The sequence below is a fragment of the Kurthia sp. YJT4 genome (assembly GCF_030219945.1).
Classification (GTDB): Bacteria; Bacillota; Bacilli; order Bacillales_A; family Planococcaceae; genus Kurthia; species Kurthia gibsonii.
Window position 1 is genome coordinate 1,653,063 of record NZ_CP126689.1, and the last position, 24,001, is coordinate 1,677,063.

Below are 24,001 nucleotides of genomic sequence, written 5' to 3' on the forward strand. Positions count from 1 at the left end.
AGAATTATAGCACATAAAAATTTGAAAATGGGTATTTTTTCAATTTAAAAATTCTTTTTTACATGAAAAAGAGATTAGGACATATTGTGTTTTAAACACATACGCCCTAATCTCTTTTTTGTTATTCATTTATAAAATAAGCGACAAAATAAAGGTCCAAATACAGACGAATACGAGGAAGCCTAAACTATATTTTAAGGTCATCTTCGTTAATGTCGATTCTTTTCCTTGCTGTCCTACGGCTGCTGTTGCAATGGCGATTGATTGTGGTGATACGAGTTTGGCAATTACACCACCTACCGTATTCGCTGCAACGAGTAACGTCGAATTAGTTGATAAGGCTGCTCCTGCTGTGGCTTGAATCGGCGCAAATAGCGTATTATTATTTACTACTGAACCCGTCATGAATACGCCAATCCATCCTAATATTGGTGAGATGAATGGAAAAGCACTTCCCGTTTTTGCTGCAGCTTCACCGAGTGCCATTGTCATACCACCATATGTCATGAGTTTGGCAATACCGATAATCGCGCAAATCATAATAATGGGTACCCAGAATTCTTTAACCGTCTCTTTTAATAAACGACCACTTGTTTGGAATGTCATGTTTTTGGTTGTGAGAATCGTGACAATGACTGCAACTAAGAGCGCACTGCCCGTTGCCCCAATAATGTCGAGTGACATATTAATTTCAGAACCCGGAATGGTAAAATTAGCAACAAGTGAAGATAAGGCGCCACCTTCAGCAAATAGACCTTTAAAGGCTGGTAAGCTCCAAATTAAAATGAAAAGTGTAAGGAGATAGAATGGTGACCATGCTTTGATGATGTCTTTTGCTGTATGTTTTTCATATTCTAAGTCATGTCCACTGAGGAAGAATGTGTTTTTCGGTGACCATTTTTTACAAAGTAACGCAAGTGCGCCCATTGCTAAAATTGGCGGTACGATATCCGCAATTTCTGGTCCTAAAAAGATGGTAAATAGTGCTTGTGATACAGCATATGTGATACCTGTTGTTAAAATGGCTGGCATGGTTTCTTTAATACCTTTAAATCCATCAACAAGCCAGACCATTAAAAATGGGATGGAGAGATTGATCAGAGGTAGTGTTAAAGCTGTCATACGTGATACATCTAAAGATGAGATTCCTTCTTGTAAATCAAATGTATCGATAATCCCGACTGGAATACCAATTGCACCAAAAGCGCCTGAAGCACCGTTTGCAATCAAACAAAGCATAGCTGCTTGTAGTGGTTTAAAACCGAGTGACATGAGAAGTACTGCACAGATTGCAACTGGAACACCAAAGCCTGCTGCACCTTCTAAAAAGGCATTAAAACAAAAGCCAATGAGTAGTAATTGAATACGTTGGTCATGTGAAATTCCAGCAATCGAACTACGGAGAACATCAAATTTTCCTGAATTCACAGAAATTTTATACAGCCAAACAGCCATAACGATAATATAACCGATTGGTACAAGCCCTTGAATGATACCTTGAATAATACTTCCGACGCCATTTCCAAAAGATAAATGAAAGAAACCATATACTAACACAAAGGTCACAACTAGATTAATTAAAGCTGTTGTAATGCCTTTCATTTTTAAAACGGTTAGACAGATTAAAAATAAAAGGATAGGAATAATCGATACGAGAACGGTTATGCCAATTTGACCAAAAGGGTTATATTGTTCGACTAACATACGATGCGTTCACCTACCCTATTTTTATGAAGACCAAATAGATGCTTGAATATCTTTTAGTGCTTTAACGGATGCATCAAATTTTTCACGTTCATCTGCATCTAAGTCTAATGTAAATACTTTCTCAACACCTTGACGATTAATGAGGCATGGTACACCTGTAAATACATCTTCATGTCCATTTTCCCCACTTTGTAACGCGCCTACAGGTAGAACGACTTGTTCATTGCGTAAAATGGCTTTTGTAATACGCGCAAGCCCCATCGCAATACCGTAGAAGGTTGCACCTTTTGAGTCAATAATTTTATAAGCCGCATCACGTACTTCAATACCTATCGCTTCTTTTCGTTCATCTGATAACTTTAATGCGATTTTTTGACCGTATAACGTAGCTGCACTCCAATAAGGTAATTGTGTATCACCATGTTCACCGATAATATATGCATGAATACTAGTCGGTGCTGTTTGAAATTCTCTACCTAATATATTGCGAAGTCGAGCGGAATCTAAGATAGTACCTGAACTTAAAATACGTTCTTTTGGTAATTTAGAAAATTTCCATGTCGCATATGCCAAGATATCTACTGGGTTAGTTGCGACAATAATAATGCCATTAAATCCTGTATCCATAATTTTTGAGACAATTTCTTCAAATACTGCTATATTTCTGTGTACCAAATCAATACGTGTCTCACCTGACTTTTGGGCTACTCCTGCACAAATAACAACAATCGCCGCTTCTGCACATTCATCAAAATCTCCAAAACGAATTTTCATAGAGGATGGTGCATAAACGATACCGTCTTGTAAATCTAATACATCACCTGTCGCTTTTTTTTCATTTGCATCCACAATAACTAGTTCATCACTAATTCCTTGATTGACTACTGCATAAGCATAACTTGAGCCAACTGCTCCAGCACCAATTAAAACAATTTTATTGCCTTGTGTTAAGTTCACAGATGTTTCCTCCCTTTTCATCAACTACTTACACATTCCACTGACAAGACAAATTGAAACTCCCAACACATTCCATAAAAATCTCTTTAAACTATAAAAAGTAGAAACTACATTTTATTGTAATTTCTACTTTGTTTATATTTATTCACTTACTTAAAAATCTATTTCTTTTTGCTACGTTTGAACACGAGATATAAAATGACACCAATCACTGCAAGTAAACCAATAAACATTAAAACAGAAGACCATTTTAATGCACTTTGAGATTGCTTAGGTGCTGCTTCTTTTTGTTTTTCTATGCTATATTGCGCGCGATTCGTGAATGTTTGTTGTTCTTTATTTTGCACAGCAACTGATGCATCAGCTGATAAATTTTGAATTTGTCGTAAGAATTTTGGCGTAATTTGATTTTGACTGCTTCCCTCTCGATTAAACTGTAATGCGATATAAGCATCATCCCATGGATTCTTTTGAATCGTCGCATAGCGCATAATTGTCTCTTTTATAAAACCATCTTCTGCGAAATCCGGTTTATCATCTTTCATTACTAATGGACTTTTCTTGTTCAAATCTTTTTGTAACGTACCCGCTTCACCAACAAAAATAAGATGACGTCCTTTTAACTTCTCTTTTTGAATTGCGTCAACCGTTTTTAATTCATAATTTGGTGCAGAAGCACTTAATGCCGAAGACGTGTACAGTGCATTTAAGTCTTCTAATGCTACTTTTTCTGTACTTTCAATGATGATATATGTTCCTTGACGTGTATTCGTAAAGATTCCTGGATAACTTGTTAAACTAGCGACAGCTTGTCGATCATGATCTGTTGTTGAAAAATTTAATGTACTTTCCTTAGAAATAAATAACCATTTTTCTTGATCGTTTGTTGTACATGGATTATTCGTATTTGAACCATTTAACTTAAATTGAATATCTAGTAGATGGTTATTTTTAAGCGCATTCTTTTCAATTGGAACATTGATTTCAAAAAAACCTTCATCTTGTTTAATTTCTTTAAGCGTAATCGCATGTGGAACACCATTTACTTCCATTACAAGTTCTGCTTGTTTCGCATCTAAAATAGATGATTTTTTTAGTTTTAATGTTGCTGTAATTGCTTTTTCTTCATCAAAATCTTGTGGTAAATAGTAATAATAGTGTCCAGATTCGTACGCTACATTGGAAATTTCAAGATTTTGAATTCCCATTTGTTCAAATGTAACCATTCCTGATTCACGCACAGGTTGTTTCGGCTGTTCTCCAATCGCCAGTGCTTTTCCACTTAATTGCGAAACGAACTCTTGATTCGATACCACTTCAATTTTAGCGTCTAAATCGTCTGTATTTACTGCTGTTACGACTAAGATATTACGATTTGCTTTTTTAATTTTTTCCTGTGCTGTTTGAAGCTGAATGGTATTGTCTGTCGTTTTGACATTCATACGTTTTAAAATATTTTGAACTGGTTCTGTTTTAAAATCTTTCATAACACCGACAATGATTTTATTCGTTTGACGATTTTCAAAATCTTTCTCTTTTACTAATGCAATTTGATTTTGATTTGCCGCTTGCTTTTTTAAATAACTAACTATTTTTAAGGCTGCATCCATCGTGTTAACATCTGCATCGTCTGGAATGACAACATCTGTTTTTGATTGGAATGATGTAAATTTAGATGGGTAGTCTTGTAACATTAATTCACCTGCTGTGACATCTCCCTGAATTTGAAGGTATGATGCTGGGTTAATACGTAACCAGTTTCCTGATGTATTATTTTCAACACAGACACCTTGCTTAATAATGCCATAAAAGACGATTGTTATTTCATGCGCCCCTTTTTTTAGTGCTTTTCCTTTTAAATCTAATTGAACAGTGGTTTTCACTTTATTTCCATCTAATTTTACTGTTTTTTGATTTTCTCCATCTACTCGAATCGTTAAAGATGACGGTGATATGAGCAGTGAACTATGCTCTACATCCAAAACAAGTTGATTGTTCCCCTTTTGCGCATCTTCTGCTAAATAGTAATTATACGTAAATGAATCAGAAACACCTTGTAAATTAATCGCTGTATTTGTAATCGGCTCTTTTTTAACTTCCTTTGCTGAAACGGTTATATTAAAAAACATAAACGATAGGAAGGCGAGTGTTACAAACCCGAAGAATTGTTTAATCATCTTTTTTACCTCCTTGGTCTTTCTGGCTAAAACGTTCTGTTTTATACCATTTGACTTCTTCTTTAAATATGGCGCGTTTTATTTCTTGGTATAGTGAATACACAACAAGTGCAATCCACATTTGTGAGTACGTAAAATACATCAGGATTACGTAGAAAAAGTTTTTTCGATTCATCTCATTTCGTTCGATACTTAGTGTAATCATTACTTCACCTAAGAATAATAAGAAAGCAAGAATCCAAAGGGCGATCGCAACATTTCCAATAGCTAAATTCAAATCGAAAAATAGATTAACGATAAATAGACCATTTGAAAGAATGACACCGAAGAAAAAAAGGAAGTATGTGAAAAAGAAATAAAATAAATCAAAAATAATCCGTTTTCTTTTTAATGTTGCGAATTGCCGTAAAAACTTTAAGACAACGTATTGATTTCCCCTTGCCCAGCGCGTTCGCTGTTTCCACCATACACCGAGTGTTTCAGGTTCTTGTTCCCATGTAATGGCTTTAGGGAAAAATCGAATATGATAGCCAAGATTGTAAACACGAATCGTTAATTCCGTATCTTCAGCTAACGCCTTTACATCCCAACCGCCAAGTTCTTCAATAACCGAGCGACGAATCGCAAAGTTAGTGCCTGGAATCGTTGCGACACCAAACCATTTCCAGCGTCCACCTTGTGCCATCCATTGAAAACAAATCGTTTCAATATTAATAAATCGGGTTAACCATGTTTTTGCGGCATTGATTACACGAAACTTCCCTACCATTGCAGCGGCTTTTGGGTCATTTATGAGACCCATTACTAAATACCAAACAGCCTTTTTTTCTGGTGTATTATCTGCATCATATACGCAAATAATTTCACCTTTTGAATTCGCTAAGGCTTCATTCAATGCAGAAGACTTTCCCTTCCCTTTATTCGGTGGTTTTGTTTCTAATACGCGAATGAATGGATAGCGATCCGCAAATTCTTGTGCGATTTCACCTGTACGATCTGATGAATTATCATTAATGACGATAATATCCAGCTTATCTTTTGGATAATATAGTCGCGACATGGCAGTAAGCGTTTGTGCCATGACTACTTCCTCATTATGTGAAGGAATAAATACACTGACAGTTGGTAAATCCGTCATATTTTTTTCCCACTTAGGAATAACGCGCTCATAGGTACGGTAGTGACGATATCCCCCCTGCATTAAAAACATATGGTAGAGGAGCATAACCCAAATTAAAATCAACGCGGTAAAAAAGAGTGTGTTAGCCATTTGGTTTCCTCTCCTCGAATAAACGTTTTTTTAATGTAAATCGTAGTCGTAGAACATTTAAGAAAAAGAGTGCTACGAATAGTAAAACAATTCCAAATAAAACCCAAAGTGAGAATTCGAATGGACTCGTCTCCCATTTATACTTGATTAAATCGATATAACGGTTTTCTTGTTTCACGGTCAACTTCCCCGTATCCGATTGTGTAATCGTCAAATCTGTTACTTGAACTTTTGTCTTAATTTTACGTAAATCAAGCCATTCAAATTGTGGAAAAGTATTTAAAATAGCTAAAGTTCGAGCAATTTCTTCCGGTTTTTGTTGTACATTAATTTTCATTCCTGCCATTGAGCCTTGAATTTTCGTTAAATTTTTTAATTGCTGTATTAAAATCGGTTCGCTTTCCAAGTTACTTGTGATGGGTGCGATGTTCGTCGAATAGACTTCTAAATGATGCATATAAGACGGTTTCGTTATAAGTGGCTGCACACCTGTGAATTCACTCGATTCATCACTATACTGTAATGTTCCGAAATACGTAGTAAAGTGGTGCGCAATTTCTTCATATACATAGGAACTTGCTTGACCATTTTCAATCGTAAAAGCAATTGGATACAGTTTGGCTCTTGCTAAAGCACTCACTGCTTCTTGAATGCGCTGTTTTGTATATTGCTTCTCAATCTGTCCATTTTTTTGTCTCGCCTCTTGAAAAGCATCGTTCGATGAAAACTCCTCTACAGTATAGAACGGCTTAGCTTGTGTGCTATTTAATGCTGTAATTGGTTGATTCAATTCGTCATCCCAAAACTCATGTTGCTTTTTATCTTCTGGACGATAGGATAGCCCATAACCATTCGCAATAATTGCAACACCTTTTGCCTGTTCTTCCTGTAATACATCGCGAAGTTCTTTTGCATCACTTAGTTGATTCACACTTTTTCGGTCTGCTGTATACTCAACTGCTGCTACTGCTAATGCATACGGCACGTTTTCTTTTTCCAGCTGATTTGTCACTGCTTTTAATTGCTTCGGTGATGTCGATGGACGAATCCCGTCAATAATCATCCAAACACGATGTTTAGGTGGTTGATACCATGTTGTCTTATTCGCGATAAATGGTTGTAAATATAGCTGAAATTCATCTGACCATTTATTCAATGATAAATAGTAATCTTTTCCATTCCTCAAAAGAACGGGATACTTCTGTTGAATTGTTTTTCCTTCAATGACCTCTTTATAGTTTGAAGTTGTTTTTAAAAACGGGATTTTGGTTGTTAACGTTTTTGAGTCAATTTGCACAAAATCATCGCTTCCTTCTATACGTAAATCTCGAAAAGCTTCAAACTGATTAGCATTATAACCAATGAACAGCTTTTGACGTGGGAATTTTTGTATCCATTGACGATGTTCTTTTGAAATTTCAGCTTCATTCATTCCAATATAAATAATCGTAGCTGCTTCATTCACTTGCTGTTTTGTCATCGCGCTGATTGGCTCAACAACTGTGTCACTATACGATGAAAAAAGTGCATCTACACGATGAACCGTCTTTTCTTCCATAGGTGTCGTAGCGTTATATACAATTAAAATAGTGGGCTTATTTTGGCTTTGTGCTTGTGTAATCTCGGGAACACAACTAACGACAAGCAACAAAACTAAACTTGTAAAAAAGTATTTAAATTTCATTAATGAGTGACTCACTTTGAGCGACTTCAACCATATCGTTAAAGCTCACTTCTGTTTTAGGTGTATACGTATAATGCCCTGCTTTAAATTGAAGGGTCACTAAATTTCCCGATAGTAATTGATGTTCTTTTAAATGTTCGGAGAGTTTTTCGTAGATAACTTGAATGTAGGTACTCGGTGTTTCTGGTAAAATAAGCGCAAAATGATTTTCATCGTAACGATATTTCCTGTCGGTTAAACGCATAATGCCATTAATTTTTTCAGCTAATTGTGAAATGAGATACTGTGTTTCTTTTTCACCGTATAAACTTTTAAAATTTTTAAAGTGTTGGATTTCAATTAATAAAAAAACAAAAGGATCTCCATTTCGATCAGAACGTCTCGCTTCTTCAGCGATGGCTTTTTCAAGACGAATACGATTATCAAAACCACTATCCGTATCTGTTGCGACATATTTTTCAACGCGTCCCTGTAACATATGAATTTGTTTCGTGCTCTCCATAGTCAACTCATGAATCCTACCAGCAATCAACACTAAAATTAAAATCGCAATACCATAAATGAAAAATTCAGTTAGTTGTAAATCGAATGGCATGAAGACCATTGTTTTCTCTGTTAATTGTAAATAGAAAATGACTGTTCCAATTAAAAAGAGGTAAATCAAACTAAGTAATAATCCAAGTACAGCACCGTAATAAAGAGAGACTGCCACTAATAATAGTAAAAATAAAGCAAGTAAAATACCTTGACTGCCTTTCAAATACACCATATACAGTGGTAGTTGCACTACTAGAAGTAAAATAATGGTGAGAAGGCTAGCTGTTTTTTGATTTTTCGTCATCGTATCCATCCTCCTTTAGTTAATAGAGGTAGTAAATTATCAAAAATATGTGTTTCACCATTTTTCGCAATATAAGAGCCATAATATCGCGTATTTTTATGATGATTTTTTAACTGATTCATACGTTTATTGAGTGCTTTTTCAAGTGTTTTGTCTTTGACAGCTTGACTATAAAAGATTGCATAACTATAAACTGCGGGGGATTCATACCGTACAACAGGTTGTAATGTTTTTCGATCATATTGACCATATAATTTACCGTCTTTTTTCATCTTCTGTTTTAATAACTGATGAAATTTAGATGTAGCTTTCATTTCTTGCATATTTCGCGCTGTTAATAATTGGTCAATCATATGCACTGTATCATCAAATTGATACGTTTTCGTTGAGATATCGAATTTTTTAGCATAAAGCCCATTGGCATCTTGCGGTGTATTTCGAATAACCTCAACATTTTTTTCTAAAACTTCAGGTGTTAATTGCATTCGCTTATAGTAACTAGGTGCTGCATAGCTTAATGTAATCTCTTTTGCGCGATTTTCAGGCTGCTCACTACCAAAATCAACAAAATAATCTTCATACATGGTGTACGCCTTATTCGCTTGAATCGTTTCTGAAAGTAATTGCTTTACTTCTTTGTTTCCCCATTTTTTAGCCCCTAAATCTAATGCTTTAATTATACGTAAATCATCGATTAATGCATTTGTATCAGAACGTTGACCCTTTTTAATTTCCCATGAGATAAGGTGATTTGGAAGAATTAACGATTGTTTCACTGCTTGAAAACTTTTCATATAGTTTGTTTTGTCATTCGTTTGAATAAAATACAGCATTAGTAACCCCATCGATTCAGCTAGGTACTCATTTTTACGATTCGTTAAATTCGTAGAAAGCAAACCATTTTTAGCTGTAAATTCTTTAAAAATAACGGTTGCTAAACGCGATTGTTGCTTTTCAGTATAACGAATGGTTTCTGTCTTTGGTGGATTTTGTGTGGATTGACATCCCAGCAAACAGATGATTAAACTTAAAAATAATACGATTCGCCAAAACTTCATATTGGATTCACCTTCTTTACATGCTCTTTTCACTTTCTGCTTTATTAAATAATACACTTTTTAACAGTAAAAAGCACAAAAATATAATATAGACAAATGAGAATTTTTAAAATCTCATTCACAGACTCTTCCATTTCAAGCGCTCTGTGCATTATAATGAGGAGGATGTCAGGAGGCACTTATTATGAACATTCAAATTGAAAAATCAACAAATGCAAAAGTCATCCATAAAATTATGATGAAAGCTTATGAAGAGTATGCAAATGACGCTGCTCCTTCTAGCGCTTTATCTGAGACGGTTTCGTCTATAAAAGAAGCTCTATTAAATGGACAAGAGGCACTCGTCGGTACAATTGCAGGTCAACCGATTGCGTGTGTTCGATATAAAATCCATGATAACGGACTTCAATTTTTCCGTATGTCTGTTCTTCCAACCATGCAAGGATTAGGAATTGCTAAACAATTAATTAATGAATTAGAACAAATTGCACGTGCAGCTGATTTAAATACCATTTATTGTCGCGTGCGTGTGAGTGTGTTACGTAACTTACAACTTTATCAATCTAAAGGTTATTCAATTTATGATCAAGAAACGGTTATGACAGATGAAGGTGTACCAATTGAAGTTGTTTCGATGAAAAAGATTATTGCACCGCTCACATAGTAAAAAAAATCGCGTAACTTCACGCGATTTTTTTTATGCTTCTATTAATTTTTCCGTTTCTTCATATTGTTGTTCCTGTTCCATTTGTTTTAAAACAGATGGACGTAATAAGTAGAGTGTAATGGTAAAAACAATGACACCTGTTACGATTAAAACGATGGGTGCACCAAAATAATCGTATAAAAAACCATAAATTAAAATTCCAAAAGGCATCATCCCCATAGCCAGTGTTTCAAATAAGGCAAATACACGCCCTCTATAAGATTCTTCAATATTTTTTTGTAAAATCACACCAATCGGTACATTCGTACATACTTCTGCCATCGTCATGAGGAAAGCTGTAACACCATAATAGATGAATAGTTGCAAGTAAGTTAATTCTAAAATCACAAGTGGTAACGCAAAGATGAAAAAGATGCTACTTAGTGCAAATAATGCACGCTTTGAAAAACGAATTGGATTTTTTAAATTTTTACGTGCTGTTAAATAGATGGAAGCGAGTAACATTCCTACGGCACCAATTGATTCAATCCACCCGACATGAAGTGACTTAAACTGCACGACTTCCACTAAAACATACGAAATACCAACTGAAAATGCGGAGAAAAAAAGATTTAAGCAAAGCGCAAGTATAATAATCGTTTTAAGTGTCTTTCGATTTTTAATATAGTGATAAGCAGATTTCATACTTTTAAGGAAAGGCTCTGACTTTTCCGTATGAATTTTTTCTGTTTTATAAAGATTAAAATTCATCGTTGCATCCAATAATGTACTTATACTAAACGCGATGATTTGAATGATTAAAAATACTTCAATCGATACAAAACCATACAAAATACCACCAATCATCGGTGCGCCAATTGCAGCAAGTGACATAGATAATTGATTCAAGCTCATGACCTTTTGGATGCGGTCTTGGTCGACTAATTGTCCAATTGAAGCGGTTAATGTAATTCCACTACACGATGTGAAAATAGTATAAAACACCATCATGATATATATCGCCATGATGGACATTCCTTGCCAATTCGCGTAAAGCAACAGTATCGCAACCGTTACAACGGTTAAAATTTGCGAACTAATAACTAATACCTTTTTATTATAACGGTCTGCCATATAGCCGATAAGTGGCGAAAAGAGAACACGTGGCACAATCGAACAAAGAATATTAATTGAAAAACTAGTTGCTGAACCGGTTAATTTTAAAATATATAACGAAATCCCGAACGCGACGATATTTGCTCCCATAACCGAAACAAATTTACTAACTGCAAAAATACCTATGTGATAACTTGCTTTTCGTAAAGACTGTTCAGAAGTCATCTCTAGCCCTCCTATAAAGTTTAATTTAATTAAACTTATTATAACGGATGATTTACTTGCCCACAAGTTAAAAGTTTAATATAATTAAACAAGAGGTGTTGAAATGAAAACTTTAGGACAGCGAATACGCTCTTTACGTAAATCAAAAAAGATGACACTCGTTGATATTGCAGGTGAACAAATGACCAAAGGGATGCTTAGTTTAATTGAAAACGATAAAGCGAAGCCATCTATTGAAAACTTACAATACATTGCAAATCAGTTACACGTAGAAGTGAGTGTACTGACTGACCCATTCCCACTTACTGAACTAAGAAGAATCATTGATGACCTTCATCAAATTGTTCAAAATAAAAAATGGCTCGATGTATCTCAAGCCATTCAAGTAAAAAATTTAGTTGAACCGATTATTCCTGAGCTACCAGCAAATTATGAAGCAGCTCAAATTTACTTATATTATTTAAAAGTATTTCCGCCACTAGAGGCGTTTGAACAAGGGATTGAAGAAGCTAAAAAAGCGGTTGTCTTTTTCAAAGAACTCGCCCTATATAAAGAACTCGCTACGACCTATACATTACAAGCGATTTTCTATTTTAATCAGTTACAATTTGAACAGGCGTATGAAACAATTCAAGTTGCTTATAAATTAGTTCAATCACCTTACTATACGATTGATCCGATTACACGAATTGACGTATCGTACCATATGGCATCATTTTGTTATGCAACGAATCGTTTGGATGAAGCCGATCAAGTTTTACAACACTTGCTTAAAACATGTCACGAAGAGAAAATATTTCACTTTTATGCGCATATTATTCGGATGGCAGCTTATGCAGCCATGATTTTACAGCAACCCGAGAAAGTGGAAATGTATCGTGAACGATTAGAAAAATATACGGCATTTGATACACATCCAAATACACAGTACTATTTACATGTATTTTACTTATTTTATTACAACACATATGACAGTAAGCCTTTAAAAGTATTGGAACATGCACGTATAATGAAAGAATTCGATGAAGCTTTTGAAACTTTACCATATATTGAAGTGGAAACAGGGAAAGCACTTTATAAATTAGGGCGTTTTCAAGAAGCCTGTGAAGCTTTTCATTTTTTTGAGACGGAACGCAATTGGAATGGTGTTCATCCATTTAATACGGCTCGTTTTCAAGAAGGGCTCGCCTATTATGCATGTACACTATTTGAACTTGGTCAAATGGAAGCAGCAAAAAAATGGATTCAGCGTGCATATGAAGAACAAAAAATCATGCTACCCCTTGCTGAAAAACAGTGGATTTGTGATACGTATAATTGGTTGATGGAACAGATGATAAAAAATAATGAGTAATGAAAAAAGCTCATCCGACTTTTGTAAAATCGGATGAGTTTTTTTATTTTACGCTTTAAAACGAATCAAATAGCGTTCTTCTGTATGCACTTCTGGTAAATCATCTTCTTGTAAAGAGAGCGTTACTTCTCCTAGCGCATCTTCTTCCTCATCACCAAACCAACAAATATAGACTTCAGCTATATCACCTGTTGGAATGACTTTTTTCAAAGCTGTATGAAGTTGCTGTAAGGCGATTCTTGCCTGCTCATAATGAACAGGTGTCTCGATTTTTGATTGTGGATTTAAATCATCTAATTGACCATTTAATTCAATTTCGTATACATAGTGCGTTTGCAAATGATGATGTTGGACAGTTGTTCGCGCTAAACGGTCAGATGTCTGTTCTGTAAAATGAATTGCTCCTTGCGTCATTTTTTGTAGTTCCTCTAACGGTAAATTACTTCCCAAATATGTCACTAGTCCCATCCTTCATCCTCCTATTGAATCTTACGACTTTGTACGACGCCAATTGCGAGCGGTAAAATAACAAAAATACTGAGTAGAGTGGCATATGTTGTAATACCTTGTGATGCCATTATACCAAGTGATACAAACACCATCTCAGCTAATACGAAAGCAAAAAATAGACTGCCTCCATTTCGTAACACAACGATTAGTTTACGATTATGTGTATAAAAAGCTTCTGCATTCTGTTCATTTAATCGTGCAGGATAATTCCCCCACTCTGGATGTTTCATCATAAAATTCATTAACGACCAGAAGCAGTATGTAATAATCGGTATCGTCAACATCGTCCATTTAGAACCTGTCGAATCGAGTTCACCTAGCGCATTATAATGTAGTGGAATCTCGATTGGAATCTTTTGCCAAACCATCGCAATATAGATGACTAAAACACCCCAAATAAGCAAGGTTAAACGTGTATATAATCGTTCCATCGGTGTAAAAGGAACATCAAATTGCTTCATCTTTTTCACATCATACATCAGATTCCCTCCTTTTTCTATATTATAACGTAATTCCCTCTTTCCGTCAGATGTATAAAAAAGAAGCATCACGATTGTGATACTCCTTTTCATGTTAGACAGATGTATTTTCTACAATATAATCAAATACTAAATCGGCAATATGTGTCGCTGTTTGATCACCGTGATGTGAACAAGTCGACTGAATTCCTTTTTGCATTTGCATTAAGCAACCTGGGTTCGCTGTAACAACAATATCTGGATTGATATCTTGTACATGTTGCATCTTCGTTTCTAAAATCGCATCGGCCATCTCTGGTTGTAAGATATTATAAATACCTGCTGAGCCACAACATGTATTTGCACCAACTAGTTCTTCATATTCAAACCCAGTCATACTCTTTAAAATCTGACGTGGTTCTTCACTTACACCATTTACATTGCGTAAGTGACATGAATCTTGATACGTAATCTTTTTACGTGCTGCTGGCTGAAGTGTTTGTAAGAATTCAGGTAGTCCTAATTTTACAAGTAAACTGGATAAATCAATTTGCTTCTCTGTAAAGATTTTTGCACGTTCTTCATATAAGGGATCATGTGCTAAATGATGGTCATATTCTGCTAAGAATGCGCCACAGCCACCTGCATTATTCACGATATAATCAACGGAATCATCTGTAAAAACATCTAAATTGGCACGTGCATTACGCTTTGCTTTATCCATCTCACCACTATGTCCATGTAGCGCACCACAGCATTGTTGTTGTTTTGGAATTGTTACCTTTGCACCGAGCATCTCAAGTAAGGCAATCGTTTTACGATTCGTCTCTAAAAATAAAGTATCCATCAAACACCCCGAAAAGAATGACACATGCATTTGCTTCTTCGGTAACTGTGGAAGTGCTGGCAACGACTTCTTCGCTGGTTCTGGTAACACGCCTTCCATCTCTTTCATAAACGGTGGGAATAAATTTAGGAAGCCGATTTTTCGCGTTACTTTTTGCAAACCTGACTTTTGATAAAAGCGGACTAAATTAACCGCTCCTGTCATCGCTTTTTGGTTCGCAAATAACCCGTCGAATGTTGCACCACGTACAGCTTTTTCAAGTGGCTTACGTGTTTTACCAAGCTGTATCGCATGACGAGTTTGTTCAATGAGTGGACCATATTGTACGCCTGCTGGACAAGCTGGTTCACATGCTCGACATCCTAGACACATATTGAACGATTCTTCAATACTTGCATCCCATACCACTTTTCCATCACGCACTGCTTTCATTAAGGCAATACGTCCTCTCGGTGAATGTGCTTCTTCTGCATTCGTGTGTATATAAGTCGGACAAGCTGGTAAACAAAAACCACAGCGCATACAATCGAGCAATAAATCCTCATCTACTGTTTTTTCAAATGCTTTTTGCATTAACTCGGCATTATTCACCATGATGAATCACCACTCTTAATTTTTGTGATTTCGCAAAGATTTTATTCGGGTTCATAATATTCTTTGGATCAATAGACTGTTTGATGGCACGCATAACAAACATGCCTTCCTCTCCTAGTCGCCAAGCTAAGTAAGGTGATTTCATCTCGCCTACACCATGCTCACCTGTTAGTGTACCGCCTAATTTAAGAGATGCATCGAAAATGGCTTCAAAAGCTTGTTCCACGCGTTCCATTTCTTCCGCGTTACGTACATCTGTTAAACAAGTTGGGTGTAAATTACCATCACCCGCATGACCAAATGTTGAAATTTGAACGCGATAATCACGTGCGATTTGTTCAATTGCACGAACCATTGTCGCAAGCTCTGAACGCGGGACGGTCGCATCTTCTAAAATCGTTGTCGGACGTTTTCTTGCAAGTGCTGATAATGCCACGCGTCGTCCTGTTTTTAACTTCATCGCCTCTGCTTCACTTTCCGCAACTGCTGTAAAGATTGCACCATTCTCTTTTGCAATCTCAATCATCTGTGCTACATCACGTTCCACTTGTGCTTCTTCACCGTCTTGTTCCATTAGTAAAAAAGCTTGTAAATCAAGTGGTAGACCTAAATGCATAAACTCCTCTACCGCTTGAATCGTACCATTATCTAAAAATTCGAGTGTTGCTGGAATAATTTTCGCAGCAATAATCTGTGATACCGTTTCGGCTGCTGCATCTAATGAATCAAAATGCGCAATCGCTGTTTTTTGTGCGACTGGTTTTGGAATCAATTTTAAAACAATTTCTGTAATAATCCCGAGCGTACCTTCTGAACCAACAAGCATCGCTTTTAAATCATAACCTGCCACATCTTTCGCTAACTTTCCACCACATGTTAAAACTTCGCCACTTGGTAAAACAACGGTCAAGCCAAGCACATAATCTTTTGTCACACCATATTTTAAACCACGTAAACCACCTGAGTTTTCATTCACATTCCCACCGATTGTAGAAATCTTCATCGAGCTTGGATCTGGTGGATAGAATAATCCCTTTGATTCCACATATTCATGAATGGTTTGTGTAATCACACCTGGTTGAACGGTTAGTGTTAAATTATCCGCATCTAGCTCTAAAATTTGATTCATATGATTAAATAACATCACAAGACCACCCTGTGTCGGGCAAGTACCCGCTGCTAAATTCGTCCCTGACCCTCTTGGTACAATCGGCATTTCATAACGGTCACATAACTTCACGATTGCCACAACATCCTCTGTATGTCGCGGGCTAACTACCACGTCTGGTAAAGCCTGAAAGTTCGCTGTCGCATCATACGAATACGCAAGTAATTGTGCCTGTGTTGTTTTCACATTCTCTTTGCCTAATAATTCTGTCAATTCATTTAAAAACTGTGCATTCATTCCGAATCCCCCCTTCTTCTTATTATAGAGTTTTGCGCAGTTTTCGTGTATCGTTCTGTTATCCAAATCTTTTTATGTTTATTTGTGCATTTGCACAAAATCATATAATTGGAACTTTTCAATGAGTAAGCAACTCATATATAAATTTGCTCTTCCTTTTACATCTGTTAATTTATACCCTAATTTTTCTTCAATTTTCATTAAGCGGTAATTTAATGTATTGCGATGAATATGAAGGTAACTTGCTAGTTCATTCAATGTCCAATCCGTCATAATTCTCAAATACATATGTTCAAATAACATTGAATCTTTTACAAGCGAACCACATACACGCGATACAAACTTCATCGCACGCTCTCTCGTAATGTCTGCAACAATCAATTCCATCGTTAATTCTTTTTCTTGCACAACAGGTCGTTCTTTTGAGCAATAGAGTAACGCTGTTTTTGCTTCTTCGTAAGATGTTTTGATTTGTTCTAATAAATACGAACCACCAATCCCTACTTTTTGCTGCCAATCATATAAAAATGTTAGTTCTTGGTCAGCTGGCAATAATATTGCATACTGCCCTTGATGAATAGCTGTAAATAATTCTTTTTTAACGTGTTCATGCATCCACTCACGTAATACATCCTCTACTATGACAATGCGATACAGTTGCGCTGCTTCCATTTTCAACTCTTTTGCACCACGTCGCACCTCTTTCTCGCTCATCCCTTGTAATAATTGAGCTAAAAACTGTTCTTTTTGAACATGATCGCGTTGATGAATAAAATCAGAAATCAGCATTTCAGCTAAACGTTTTACGAGCATTCCATATTGCGAGATATGCTTTGGATCGCCCGTTACCCCAATAACGCCAATTGGCTCATTTTGAATAATAATTGGAAACACCATGCCTGGGCGAACCCCTTGTAGTTTCTCTACTTCAGATTGCTTCATATGCAAAATTTGTTTTTTACGCATCGCAAGAAGTGAACCTTCGTGAAAGGAACCAACTCTCTCTGGCTCTGTGCTCGCTTTAATCATCCCTTGTTGATTCGTTACGATAATCTGCTCTTGAATGAGTTGTCCAAGTTCTCGTACAATTTGATCACCTATAATATGTAAATCATACATTATCTATTTGCTCCTTTTCCGCTAATCGGTCGATTATTTTCTATAAAACTTGGGTAGTATGTTAATAGTCTGAAATGAGGTGTTACGAAAATGAATGCATTCAAATTAGCCTTTTTTATGTACATGGGCGGATTGTGTATTGCCCTCTTTCTACCAACTTCTAGTATGTACCATAACTTCTCCTCAAAATTAATCATTGCACAAATTTATGTCATTCCGATTGTTTTACTGACATTATTAGTATATATCGTTTGTCGTAAACAATCACCTACCGAAGAAAGTCAGGAGTGAACGATATGCTCGGCTCAATTATTCAAACGAAAAACCCACGTATGAATCCCTATCTCAAGACGGCTATGCTTATTTTTATAACAGCTGCTTTTATCGAACTTTTTAGTTTTAGTCGTTCGCATAGTTCATCACAATTAGCACTATCCCTTCTCTTTGCCTCATGTGCTTGTATATGCTACTTAGAGCGTTCAGCTCAACGCCCTATAAAACGACAGCATAGTAAAAAACAACAAACATCACCCAATTTACACATTCTATTCCCTCTATTCACTGGTTTTTTATGGTTGATTGGTGGTGTCTACATGCTGTGGTTCATGCTACAAGAACCTACATTACCACTTAATCCTAATGCAGTATATACATTAACTACTATGAGCGCTCTCTTTGTTTTATATGCTTTTATTCAACTGCAAAAACGTGCAACGCACATACAAACGAGAAAACAATTTATCAAACGCGCGTTACTATTCTTTTTACCAATTCTAGCTGTATTTACAGCCAATATCGTCTATGATGTGACCACTACTTTATTAATTGACCAGTTAGCTACTTGTATCATCGCTATTTACCTTTTCAAAAATGGCTGGTCATTAATTAAAACAGGCAGCACCTATCTCTCTTATGGTGCGTCAAACAGTCTAGACCTCGTTCAGTTAAGTCAAGATTTATACTCTTTTGAATCTGTCAAACAGGTGGAAAAGTTACAAGCTTGGGCAATTACACCACAACTTTTCGGTGTAAAATGCGAATTAGTAATTCAAGGGAATGAACATCATCTGAATCAAATTATTGATGACATTACGAATTTCGTCTTAAATCATTATCAAATTGAGCATATTCATTTTGATATTATTCCAATCTTTATTAGTCGACCCGATCTCTCATAAATTTAAAATCATATAAAAAGACTTTAGAAAGCCTAAACTTTCCAAAGTCTTTTTGATTGTGTTTAAAAATTTTAATGTAAATTGAAGTATAAACCGACTAACGAATAAATAATAACTGTCGAGAATAATACAGTCATATGGATTAATGAGTAGACAAATAATAATGTCGCCCATTTTTTCGGATCTTTTTTATGGTAACCATAAACATTCATAATGAGCCAAGCAATACTTAGTAAAATGGCAACTGACATTAATCCATAGCTCAATGTACCAAGTGGAATACAGCTAATGATTAGTAGAACGAGGTAAACATTTGTTGTGATGTATGTACGACGCATACCTTTCGCTGCTGGTAACATCGGAACATTCGCTGCCTTGTAGTCGTCCATTTTACGAATTGCGATTGCATAGAAGTGTGGCATCTGCCAAATCAGTGTAATGACAAATAAACTTAAAATAGCTGGGTTTAAAATATTTGGATTGATGGCTGCCCATCCAATCAACGGTGGCATCGCACCTGATAAACTTCCAACTTCCGTATTATAAACTGTATGGCGCTTCGTCCACATTGTGTAAGGAACTGTGTATAGGAATAGACCTGCGAATCCAAGTAATGCTGCCATTGGCGTAGCAACATACAACATACCTACACCAAAAATAGCTAATACAGTTGCTAAAATAAGCGTCGTTTTCACAGAAATTTCACCTGTAACAGTCGGACGCTTCTTCGTACGTTCCATTAAGCGGTCAATATCACGATCATATGCATTATTAAATGCACCTGCTGACGCGATAACGGCTGCTGAACCAACTGTTGCCGCAACAATATTCATAATTAAATCAACTGGATTTAATTCATACTTGTATAGCGCTAATGTCAAACCAGCGAACATCGGAATTAAGTTCGACTTAATAATACCTGTTTTAACGGTTTGAGCTAATAACTGTGACTTGCTTCCCTGAAAGATTTCGACAGTTGTTTCTTGCTCTAGATTTTTTTCACTTTGCATTGGTTGATTTTTCATTCCTTTACATAGCAATAAGCTAGAAAATAAGTACGAATCGTATAATGTTATACAAATTGCAATAATTCTATCATACCAAACTTCTAACTATTTACATACCATTTCTATTGAAATTCACATAATATACAACATTCATATTTATGTAGCACAATCCTTTTCTTTCCGTACGATACACCCTATAATTAACTTCTAGTTTGAAAGGAGTTTTATACATGATGTATGGATGGATTGGATTAGGAAATATGGCGCAAGCGATTATTAAAGGGATGCTTGCCGCTGAAAATTATGATGCAAAAACAATTTTAGCATATAATCGCTCACAGGAAAAAGTAACACGTTTTGAAAAAGAGTATGGCATTGTAGGATGTCATTCTGTAGAGGAATTGCTTGATGCAGATGTGATTGTTTTAGGTGTACAACCGCAGCAGTTAGAAGCTGTTTATGCACAGATTGCTGGACAATTAAAGCCACATCAAATTGTTATATCGATGGCTGCTGGTAAAACCATCGCACAATTACAACAAGGATTAAATCACCAACTTGTCTGTCGTATCATGCCGAACATTAATGCGATTGTCGGCGCTTCTACAACAGGATTTGCGAGTGCACCCGAATTAACAAACGACATGAAACAAGCTGTTCGAGCGATGTTTGAAGCAGTTGGCTCTGTTATCGAAATTCCAGAAGAACAGTTCGATGTGTTCTCTGCAATTGCTGGCGCTTCTCCAGCGTTCACGTATTTATATATCGATTCATTAGCACGTGCTGCTGTGATGGAAGGTATGGATAAAGGAACTGCTCTCCAAATTGCTGCAAGTGCTGTACTCGGTAGTGCTGAAATGGTTCTTCAGTCGAATGAACACCCATGGGCGCTTGTCGATCAAGTTTGCTCACCAGGTGGTACAACGATTCAAGGTGTGACATCACTTCAAAACAATCATTTCGCTAGTACAATCTACGAAGCGGTACAAGCGGTCATTGCACGAGATCGTGTATTAAAATAAGCGATTTATAAGAAAGGAGTGTTCTGCTACGTTGCATGTAGAGCACTCTTTTTATACATTTATTTATTACATTAACATATTAATTCATTGGTATTGATTCACTCGTATTTTCTTTTTTTCGCTTCATTTCGTTGACATTCTTTTCGTTTAATAGTATATTAAATCCACTAAATGAAACCGTTTTCAACTACTACGATTGGAGTGATGACTCATGATTATGCAACAAGTTCGTTCTTCAAAAATTCAGGCGATTGGCTATAACGCGAGCGCTATGATTTTACGTGTTGAGTTTTTAAAAGACGGTGTTTTCGAATACTATGGTGTCCCTGAACGAATTGTGAAGGAATTTTTAGATGCAGAGTCATTGGGCATTTATTTTAAGCGCTTCATTAAAGATCGGTATCGTTTTGTTCGTTTAGGTTAAACACAAATAAAGGTAGTGATTTATGTTTGGATTGCATAAATCACTACCTTATTTGTTTGATTGTTCAAACATGTCTGTACCTCTATTCTGGGTATTTTAATTTTAAAAATCGGTGATCGTGCTGACTTTGTTTTTTGAGCATCTTTGCAATATGCGGTAATTCTTCTCGATTAGATGATTCATATGCGTCTAAAATATGCTGATATTCTTTACGGTATGCTAAATATTCTGGTTCCTTTTTAAAAACTTCTTCAAAATGCGCTACAGCTTGCTTTGACTGCTTATGATATTTTTGTTGGATCATGCCAACTAAATAATGCACATTATTTTCTTCGTCTACTGTTAAATCCAGCTCGCGTAATCCCCTCTCATAAACATCAACTGCTCGATTCTCCATGAATAGTAGTTCCATCACAAGTCCTTTTCTCAGTAATTGTTCATACGTCATAGGATGTTCGTGATAAAGACGAATACATTTCATCGTAATTAAAGAGATGAGTAATATCATGATAAATAAAATCATCGCGTATCCTCCTTCTAAATCTCTGTCCATAACTGAGACTTGTGCTTGTTACTTACTTCTATTATATAGGTCTTTTATATGACATTCAATTAAGATGATATGAATTGTTTGTAAATTCTGCCCATTAACATAGAGTTAAAAGAGTGTTATAGTTAAAGAGAAAAATTTTGACGTGAATAGGGGAAAAAAATGATTGAAGTAAAAGTATCTCCCATCAGTGATGGAGAATTTAACCGTGGTGTTTTCGCAAGTGTCGACATAAAAAAAGGAACACTTTTTCATCAAGCACCTGTAATTGCTTATCCGAATGAAGAACATGAACACATTGAAAAAACATTGTTAGCAGACTATGCATTCGAATATGGCATTGGACGTTCAGCAATCCTACTTGGATATGGCATGTTATTCAATCATAGTTATACTCCGAATGCAGACTACGAAATTAATTTTGATAATCATACATTCGATTTCTTTGCTTATAAAGATATTAAACAGGGTGAAGAAGTATTTATTAATTATAATGGTGATATTGATGACCAAGACGCTCTTTGGTTCCAAGAAGAAAAATCAGAATAATTCGGTCATCCTATATAAAAAGGACTTCAAGCCATAAAATCGGTTGAAGTCCTTTTTGTTTATTATTTTACTTTTTTGTATGTTACAGATTTTGTCGAACTTGTATAAAGTACATTATTCTTAGCTGTCACATATACTTTACCACCGCGATCTGACAACTTTGTTGTTTTAAAAGTTACCGTTGAAGAAGTTGCTTTCTTCTTCGCGATTACTTTTTTCTTTTTAGCATCTGCATAAACGATGACTGTATCACCCTTTTTCACACCTGTCACTTTTATGCGGTCGTTTTTCGTACCCTTTTTATTCACGACACTTGCTTTTGGTGTTGCTGTTTTCACATATGCTTTTAATTGATAATGTAATAAAAATTCATCATAAGCATCTCCGCTAACACGTACATAATACGTACCTTTTTTAACAGATGCTGTTGTCACATAATGATTACCTGACTTCGTTGTTGTCTTTTTTAATTTCTTTTTCTTCGCATCGTAAATATTCATTGAAAAGTCTGCACGTTTTTTTGTTGATGCTTTCAATACCAATTTACCTGTTGTTGGCACTTGCACTTTATAATAATCGACATCGTCAAATAAGAATGCAAGTGACCCTTCGTACACTTTGCTACGCTGCATTGCTGTTGCTTTTGCACGTGTATCATTTGATTCATATTCAACGTATTTTTTTGTTGATTTTGCTAAAGATACGCTATATGCATTACCATATTTTTTCACTTCCGCAGCTTCACCAATTGCCATAACGAAATATGTACCTTTTTGTAAACCTACATATGCTGTGTGTTGACCGATTGAGTCTTCGCCCTTCATATTGTCAATTAAAGCGACCACTTTTACTTTATCTAATAATTTTTCAAATTCTGCATCTGAAATCGTTTCTTGCTCTAACTGTTCAATTTGTTTTGCTGTTAATCCTTTCACTACAGCTAAACCAATTGCTTTTTTACCTGCATCTTTAAAAGACATTTTCATTGTTTGCTTTTTTGTAGATGTGAATTGGAAATAATCCATTCCATCTGCATCTAGCGTTCTTTTAACAACCGTTCCTAGTTTAACAGAGTCTCCTTGTGCTGCTTGTGCTGAATAATTATTCACACTTAAGGCTCCGCTAACTATCAATAAGAAAGCGATGAAAGCAATACTTATTTTTTGATAATTTAATTTCATTTATACACCTCTTTAATCATTTGTTTATTATTTTAACAAATATTACATAATAAAAATATGCTTTTTCATAAATTTTTTTGATATTTTGCCTTTTGATTATTCTGAAAAAATAAATTATATTT

At 35.7% G+C, this 24,001-nt stretch carries 23 protein-coding genes; 7 read left to right on the forward strand and 16 right to left on the reverse strand.

Features of this window, described 5'->3' with window-relative positions; genetic code table 11:
• Window positions 1-129 precede the first annotated feature (129 nt).
• The 7 genes from QN089_RS08125 to QN089_RS08155 form a co-directional block, all read right to left on the reverse strand.
• Window positions 130-1,704, reverse strand: coding sequence for an L-lactate permease (locus QN089_RS08125; RefSeq protein WP_285215050.1), 1,575 nt, complete (start codon window positions 1,702-1,704; stop codon window positions 130-132).
• A gap of 24 nt (window positions 1,705-1,728) precedes the next feature.
• Complete coding sequence (locus QN089_RS08130) at window positions 1,729-2,664, reverse strand: L-lactate dehydrogenase (protein WP_068453208.1); 936 nt, start codon at window positions 2,662-2,664, stop codon at window positions 1,729-1,731.
• A gap of 161 nt (window positions 2,665-2,825) precedes the next feature.
• A complete protein-coding gene (locus tag QN089_RS08135; protein WP_285215051.1) occupies window positions 2,826-4,841 on the reverse strand; it encodes a cellulose biosynthesis cyclic di-GMP-binding regulatory protein BcsB in 2,016 nt (671 codons plus the stop codon).
• The gene (locus QN089_RS08140; protein WP_285215052.1) at window positions 4,834-6,111 is read right to left on the reverse strand and encodes a glycosyltransferase family 2 protein; all 1,278 of its coding nucleotides are present in this window, start codon (window positions 6,109-6,111) and stop codon (window positions 4,834-4,836) included. The genes QN089_RS08135 and QN089_RS08140 overlap by 8 nt, the downstream gene beginning before the upstream one ends.
• Window positions 6,104-7,795 carry a DUF2334 domain-containing protein gene (locus QN089_RS08145; RefSeq protein WP_285215053.1) on the reverse strand — a complete coding sequence of 564 codons (1,692 nt, stop codon included), beginning with the start codon at window positions 7,793-7,795 and terminating at the stop codon, window positions 6,104-6,106. Before QN089_RS08145 ends, QN089_RS08140 begins: the two co-directional genes overlap by 8 nt.
• Window positions 7,785-8,636 (reverse strand): diguanylate cyclase domain-containing protein, encoded by an 852-nt coding sequence (locus QN089_RS08150; protein WP_285215054.1) that lies wholly within the window; start codon window positions 8,634-8,636, stop codon window positions 7,785-7,787. Before QN089_RS08150 ends, QN089_RS08145 begins: the two co-directional genes overlap by 11 nt.
• Window positions 8,633-9,694 carry a hypothetical protein gene (locus QN089_RS08155; RefSeq protein WP_285215055.1) on the reverse strand — a complete coding sequence of 354 codons (1,062 nt, stop codon included), beginning with the start codon at window positions 9,692-9,694 and terminating at the stop codon, window positions 8,633-8,635. Before QN089_RS08155 ends, QN089_RS08150 begins: the two co-directional genes overlap by 4 nt.
• A 184-nt stretch (window positions 9,695-9,878) precedes the next feature.
• Between QN089_RS08155 and QN089_RS08160 the strand changes: the two genes are divergently transcribed.
• Window positions 9,879-10,358, forward strand: coding sequence for a GNAT family N-acetyltransferase (locus QN089_RS08160; RefSeq protein ID WP_285215056.1), 480 nt, complete (start codon window positions 9,879-9,881; stop codon window positions 10,356-10,358).
• A gap of 33 nt (window positions 10,359-10,391) precedes the next feature.
• Here the strand turns inward: QN089_RS08160 and QN089_RS08165 are convergent, their stop codons facing one another.
• Window positions 10,392-11,681: an MFS transporter gene (locus QN089_RS08165; RefSeq protein ID WP_285215057.1), complete on the reverse strand. Its 1,290-nt coding sequence runs from the start codon at window positions 11,679-11,681 to the stop codon at window positions 10,392-10,394.
• Between the two features lie 103 nt (window positions 11,682-11,784).
• On the opposite strand from QN089_RS08165, the gene QN089_RS08170 reads away from it, so the two are divergent.
• Entirely contained in the window at window positions 11,785-13,035 is a 1,251-nt protein-coding gene (locus QN089_RS08170; protein WP_285215058.1) for a helix-turn-helix domain-containing protein, read from the forward strand.
• 48 nt (window positions 13,036-13,083) lie between these two features.
• Here the strand turns inward: QN089_RS08170 and QN089_RS08175 are convergent, their stop codons facing one another.
• The 5 genes from QN089_RS08175 to QN089_RS08195 all read right to left on the reverse strand — a co-directional run bounded on the left by QN089_RS08175 (window position 13,084) and on the right by QN089_RS08195 (window position 17,968).
• Complete coding sequence (locus tag QN089_RS08175) at window positions 13,084-13,503, reverse strand: hypothetical protein (protein ID WP_285215059.1); 420 nt, start codon at window positions 13,501-13,503, stop codon at window positions 13,084-13,086.
• 11 nt (window positions 13,504-13,514) lie between these two features.
• The gene (locus tag QN089_RS08180) at window positions 13,515-14,024 is read right to left on the reverse strand and encodes a DUF1648 domain-containing protein (protein WP_285215060.1); all 510 of its coding nucleotides are present in this window, start codon (window positions 14,022-14,024) and stop codon (window positions 13,515-13,517) included.
• A 94-nt stretch (window positions 14,025-14,118) separates the two neighbouring features.
• Window positions 14,119-15,444: a (Fe-S)-binding protein gene (locus tag QN089_RS08185; protein ID WP_285215061.1), complete on the reverse strand. Its 1,326-nt coding sequence runs from the start codon at window positions 15,442-15,444 to the stop codon at window positions 14,119-14,121.
• Entirely contained in the window at window positions 15,434-16,849 is a 1,416-nt protein-coding gene (locus tag QN089_RS08190; protein WP_285215062.1) for an FAD-binding oxidoreductase, read from the reverse strand. The genes QN089_RS08185 and QN089_RS08190 overlap by 11 nt, the downstream gene beginning before the upstream one ends.
• Before the next feature lie 78 nt (window positions 16,850-16,927).
• Complete coding sequence (locus QN089_RS08195; protein WP_285215063.1) at window positions 16,928-17,968, reverse strand: CdaR family transcriptional regulator; 1,041 nt, start codon at window positions 17,966-17,968, stop codon at window positions 16,928-16,930.
• Window positions 17,969-18,058: 90 nt separating this feature from the next.
• Here QN089_RS08195 and QN089_RS08200 point away from each other — a divergent pair, with 90 nt between their 5' ends.
• Together QN089_RS08200 and QN089_RS08205 are read left to right on the forward strand one after the other, a co-directional pair.
• On the forward strand, window positions 18,059-18,259 hold the full coding sequence (locus QN089_RS08200) for a DUF4017 family protein (protein ID WP_068453180.1): 201 nt from the start codon (window positions 18,059-18,061) through the stop codon (window positions 18,257-18,259).
• Between the two features lie 5 nt (window positions 18,260-18,264).
• On the forward strand, window positions 18,265-19,146 hold the full coding sequence (locus tag QN089_RS08205; RefSeq protein ID WP_068453178.1) for a cation diffusion facilitator family transporter: 882 nt from the start codon (window positions 18,265-18,267) through the stop codon (window positions 19,144-19,146).
• A 71-nt stretch (window positions 19,147-19,217) separates the two neighbouring features.
• Here QN089_RS08205 and cyoE read toward each other — a convergent pair whose 3' ends face one another.
• The gene (gene cyoE, locus QN089_RS08210; RefSeq protein WP_068453176.1) at window positions 19,218-20,156 is read right to left on the reverse strand and encodes a heme o synthase; all 939 of its coding nucleotides are present in this window, start codon (window positions 20,154-20,156) and stop codon (window positions 19,218-19,220) included.
• Between the two features lie 227 nt (window positions 20,157-20,383).
• Between cyoE and proC the strand changes: the two genes are divergently transcribed.
• Both proC and QN089_RS08220 read left to right on the forward strand, forming a co-directional pair.
• Window positions 20,384-21,175: a pyrroline-5-carboxylate reductase gene (gene proC / locus QN089_RS08215; RefSeq protein WP_285215064.1), complete on the forward strand. Its 792-nt coding sequence runs from the start codon at window positions 20,384-20,386 to the stop codon at window positions 21,173-21,175.
• Window positions 21,176-21,386: 211 nt separating this feature from the next.
• Window positions 21,387-21,599 carry a KTSC domain-containing protein gene (locus QN089_RS08220; RefSeq protein ID WP_087680204.1) on the forward strand — a complete coding sequence of 71 codons (213 nt, stop codon included), beginning with the start codon at window positions 21,387-21,389 and terminating at the stop codon, window positions 21,597-21,599.
• An 82-nt stretch (window positions 21,600-21,681) separates the two neighbouring features.
• Here the strand turns inward: QN089_RS08220 and QN089_RS08225 are convergent, their stop codons facing one another.
• Window positions 21,682-22,122: a hypothetical protein gene (locus tag QN089_RS08225; RefSeq protein ID WP_068453171.1), complete on the reverse strand. Its 441-nt coding sequence runs from the start codon at window positions 22,120-22,122 to the stop codon at window positions 21,682-21,684.
• 189 nt (window positions 22,123-22,311) lie between these two features.
• Between QN089_RS08225 and QN089_RS08230 the strand changes: the two genes are divergently transcribed.
• Complete coding sequence (locus QN089_RS08230) at window positions 22,312-22,698, forward strand: SET domain-containing protein (protein ID WP_068453169.1); 387 nt, start codon at window positions 22,312-22,314, stop codon at window positions 22,696-22,698.
• Between the two features lie 62 nt (window positions 22,699-22,760).
• On the opposite strand, the gene QN089_RS08235 is transcribed toward QN089_RS08230, so the two are convergent.
• Window positions 22,761-23,879, reverse strand: coding sequence for a pre-peptidase C-terminal domain-containing protein (locus QN089_RS08235; RefSeq protein WP_285215065.1), 1,119 nt, complete (start codon window positions 23,877-23,879; stop codon window positions 22,761-22,763).
• Between the last annotated feature and the right edge of the window lie 122 nt (window positions 23,880-24,001).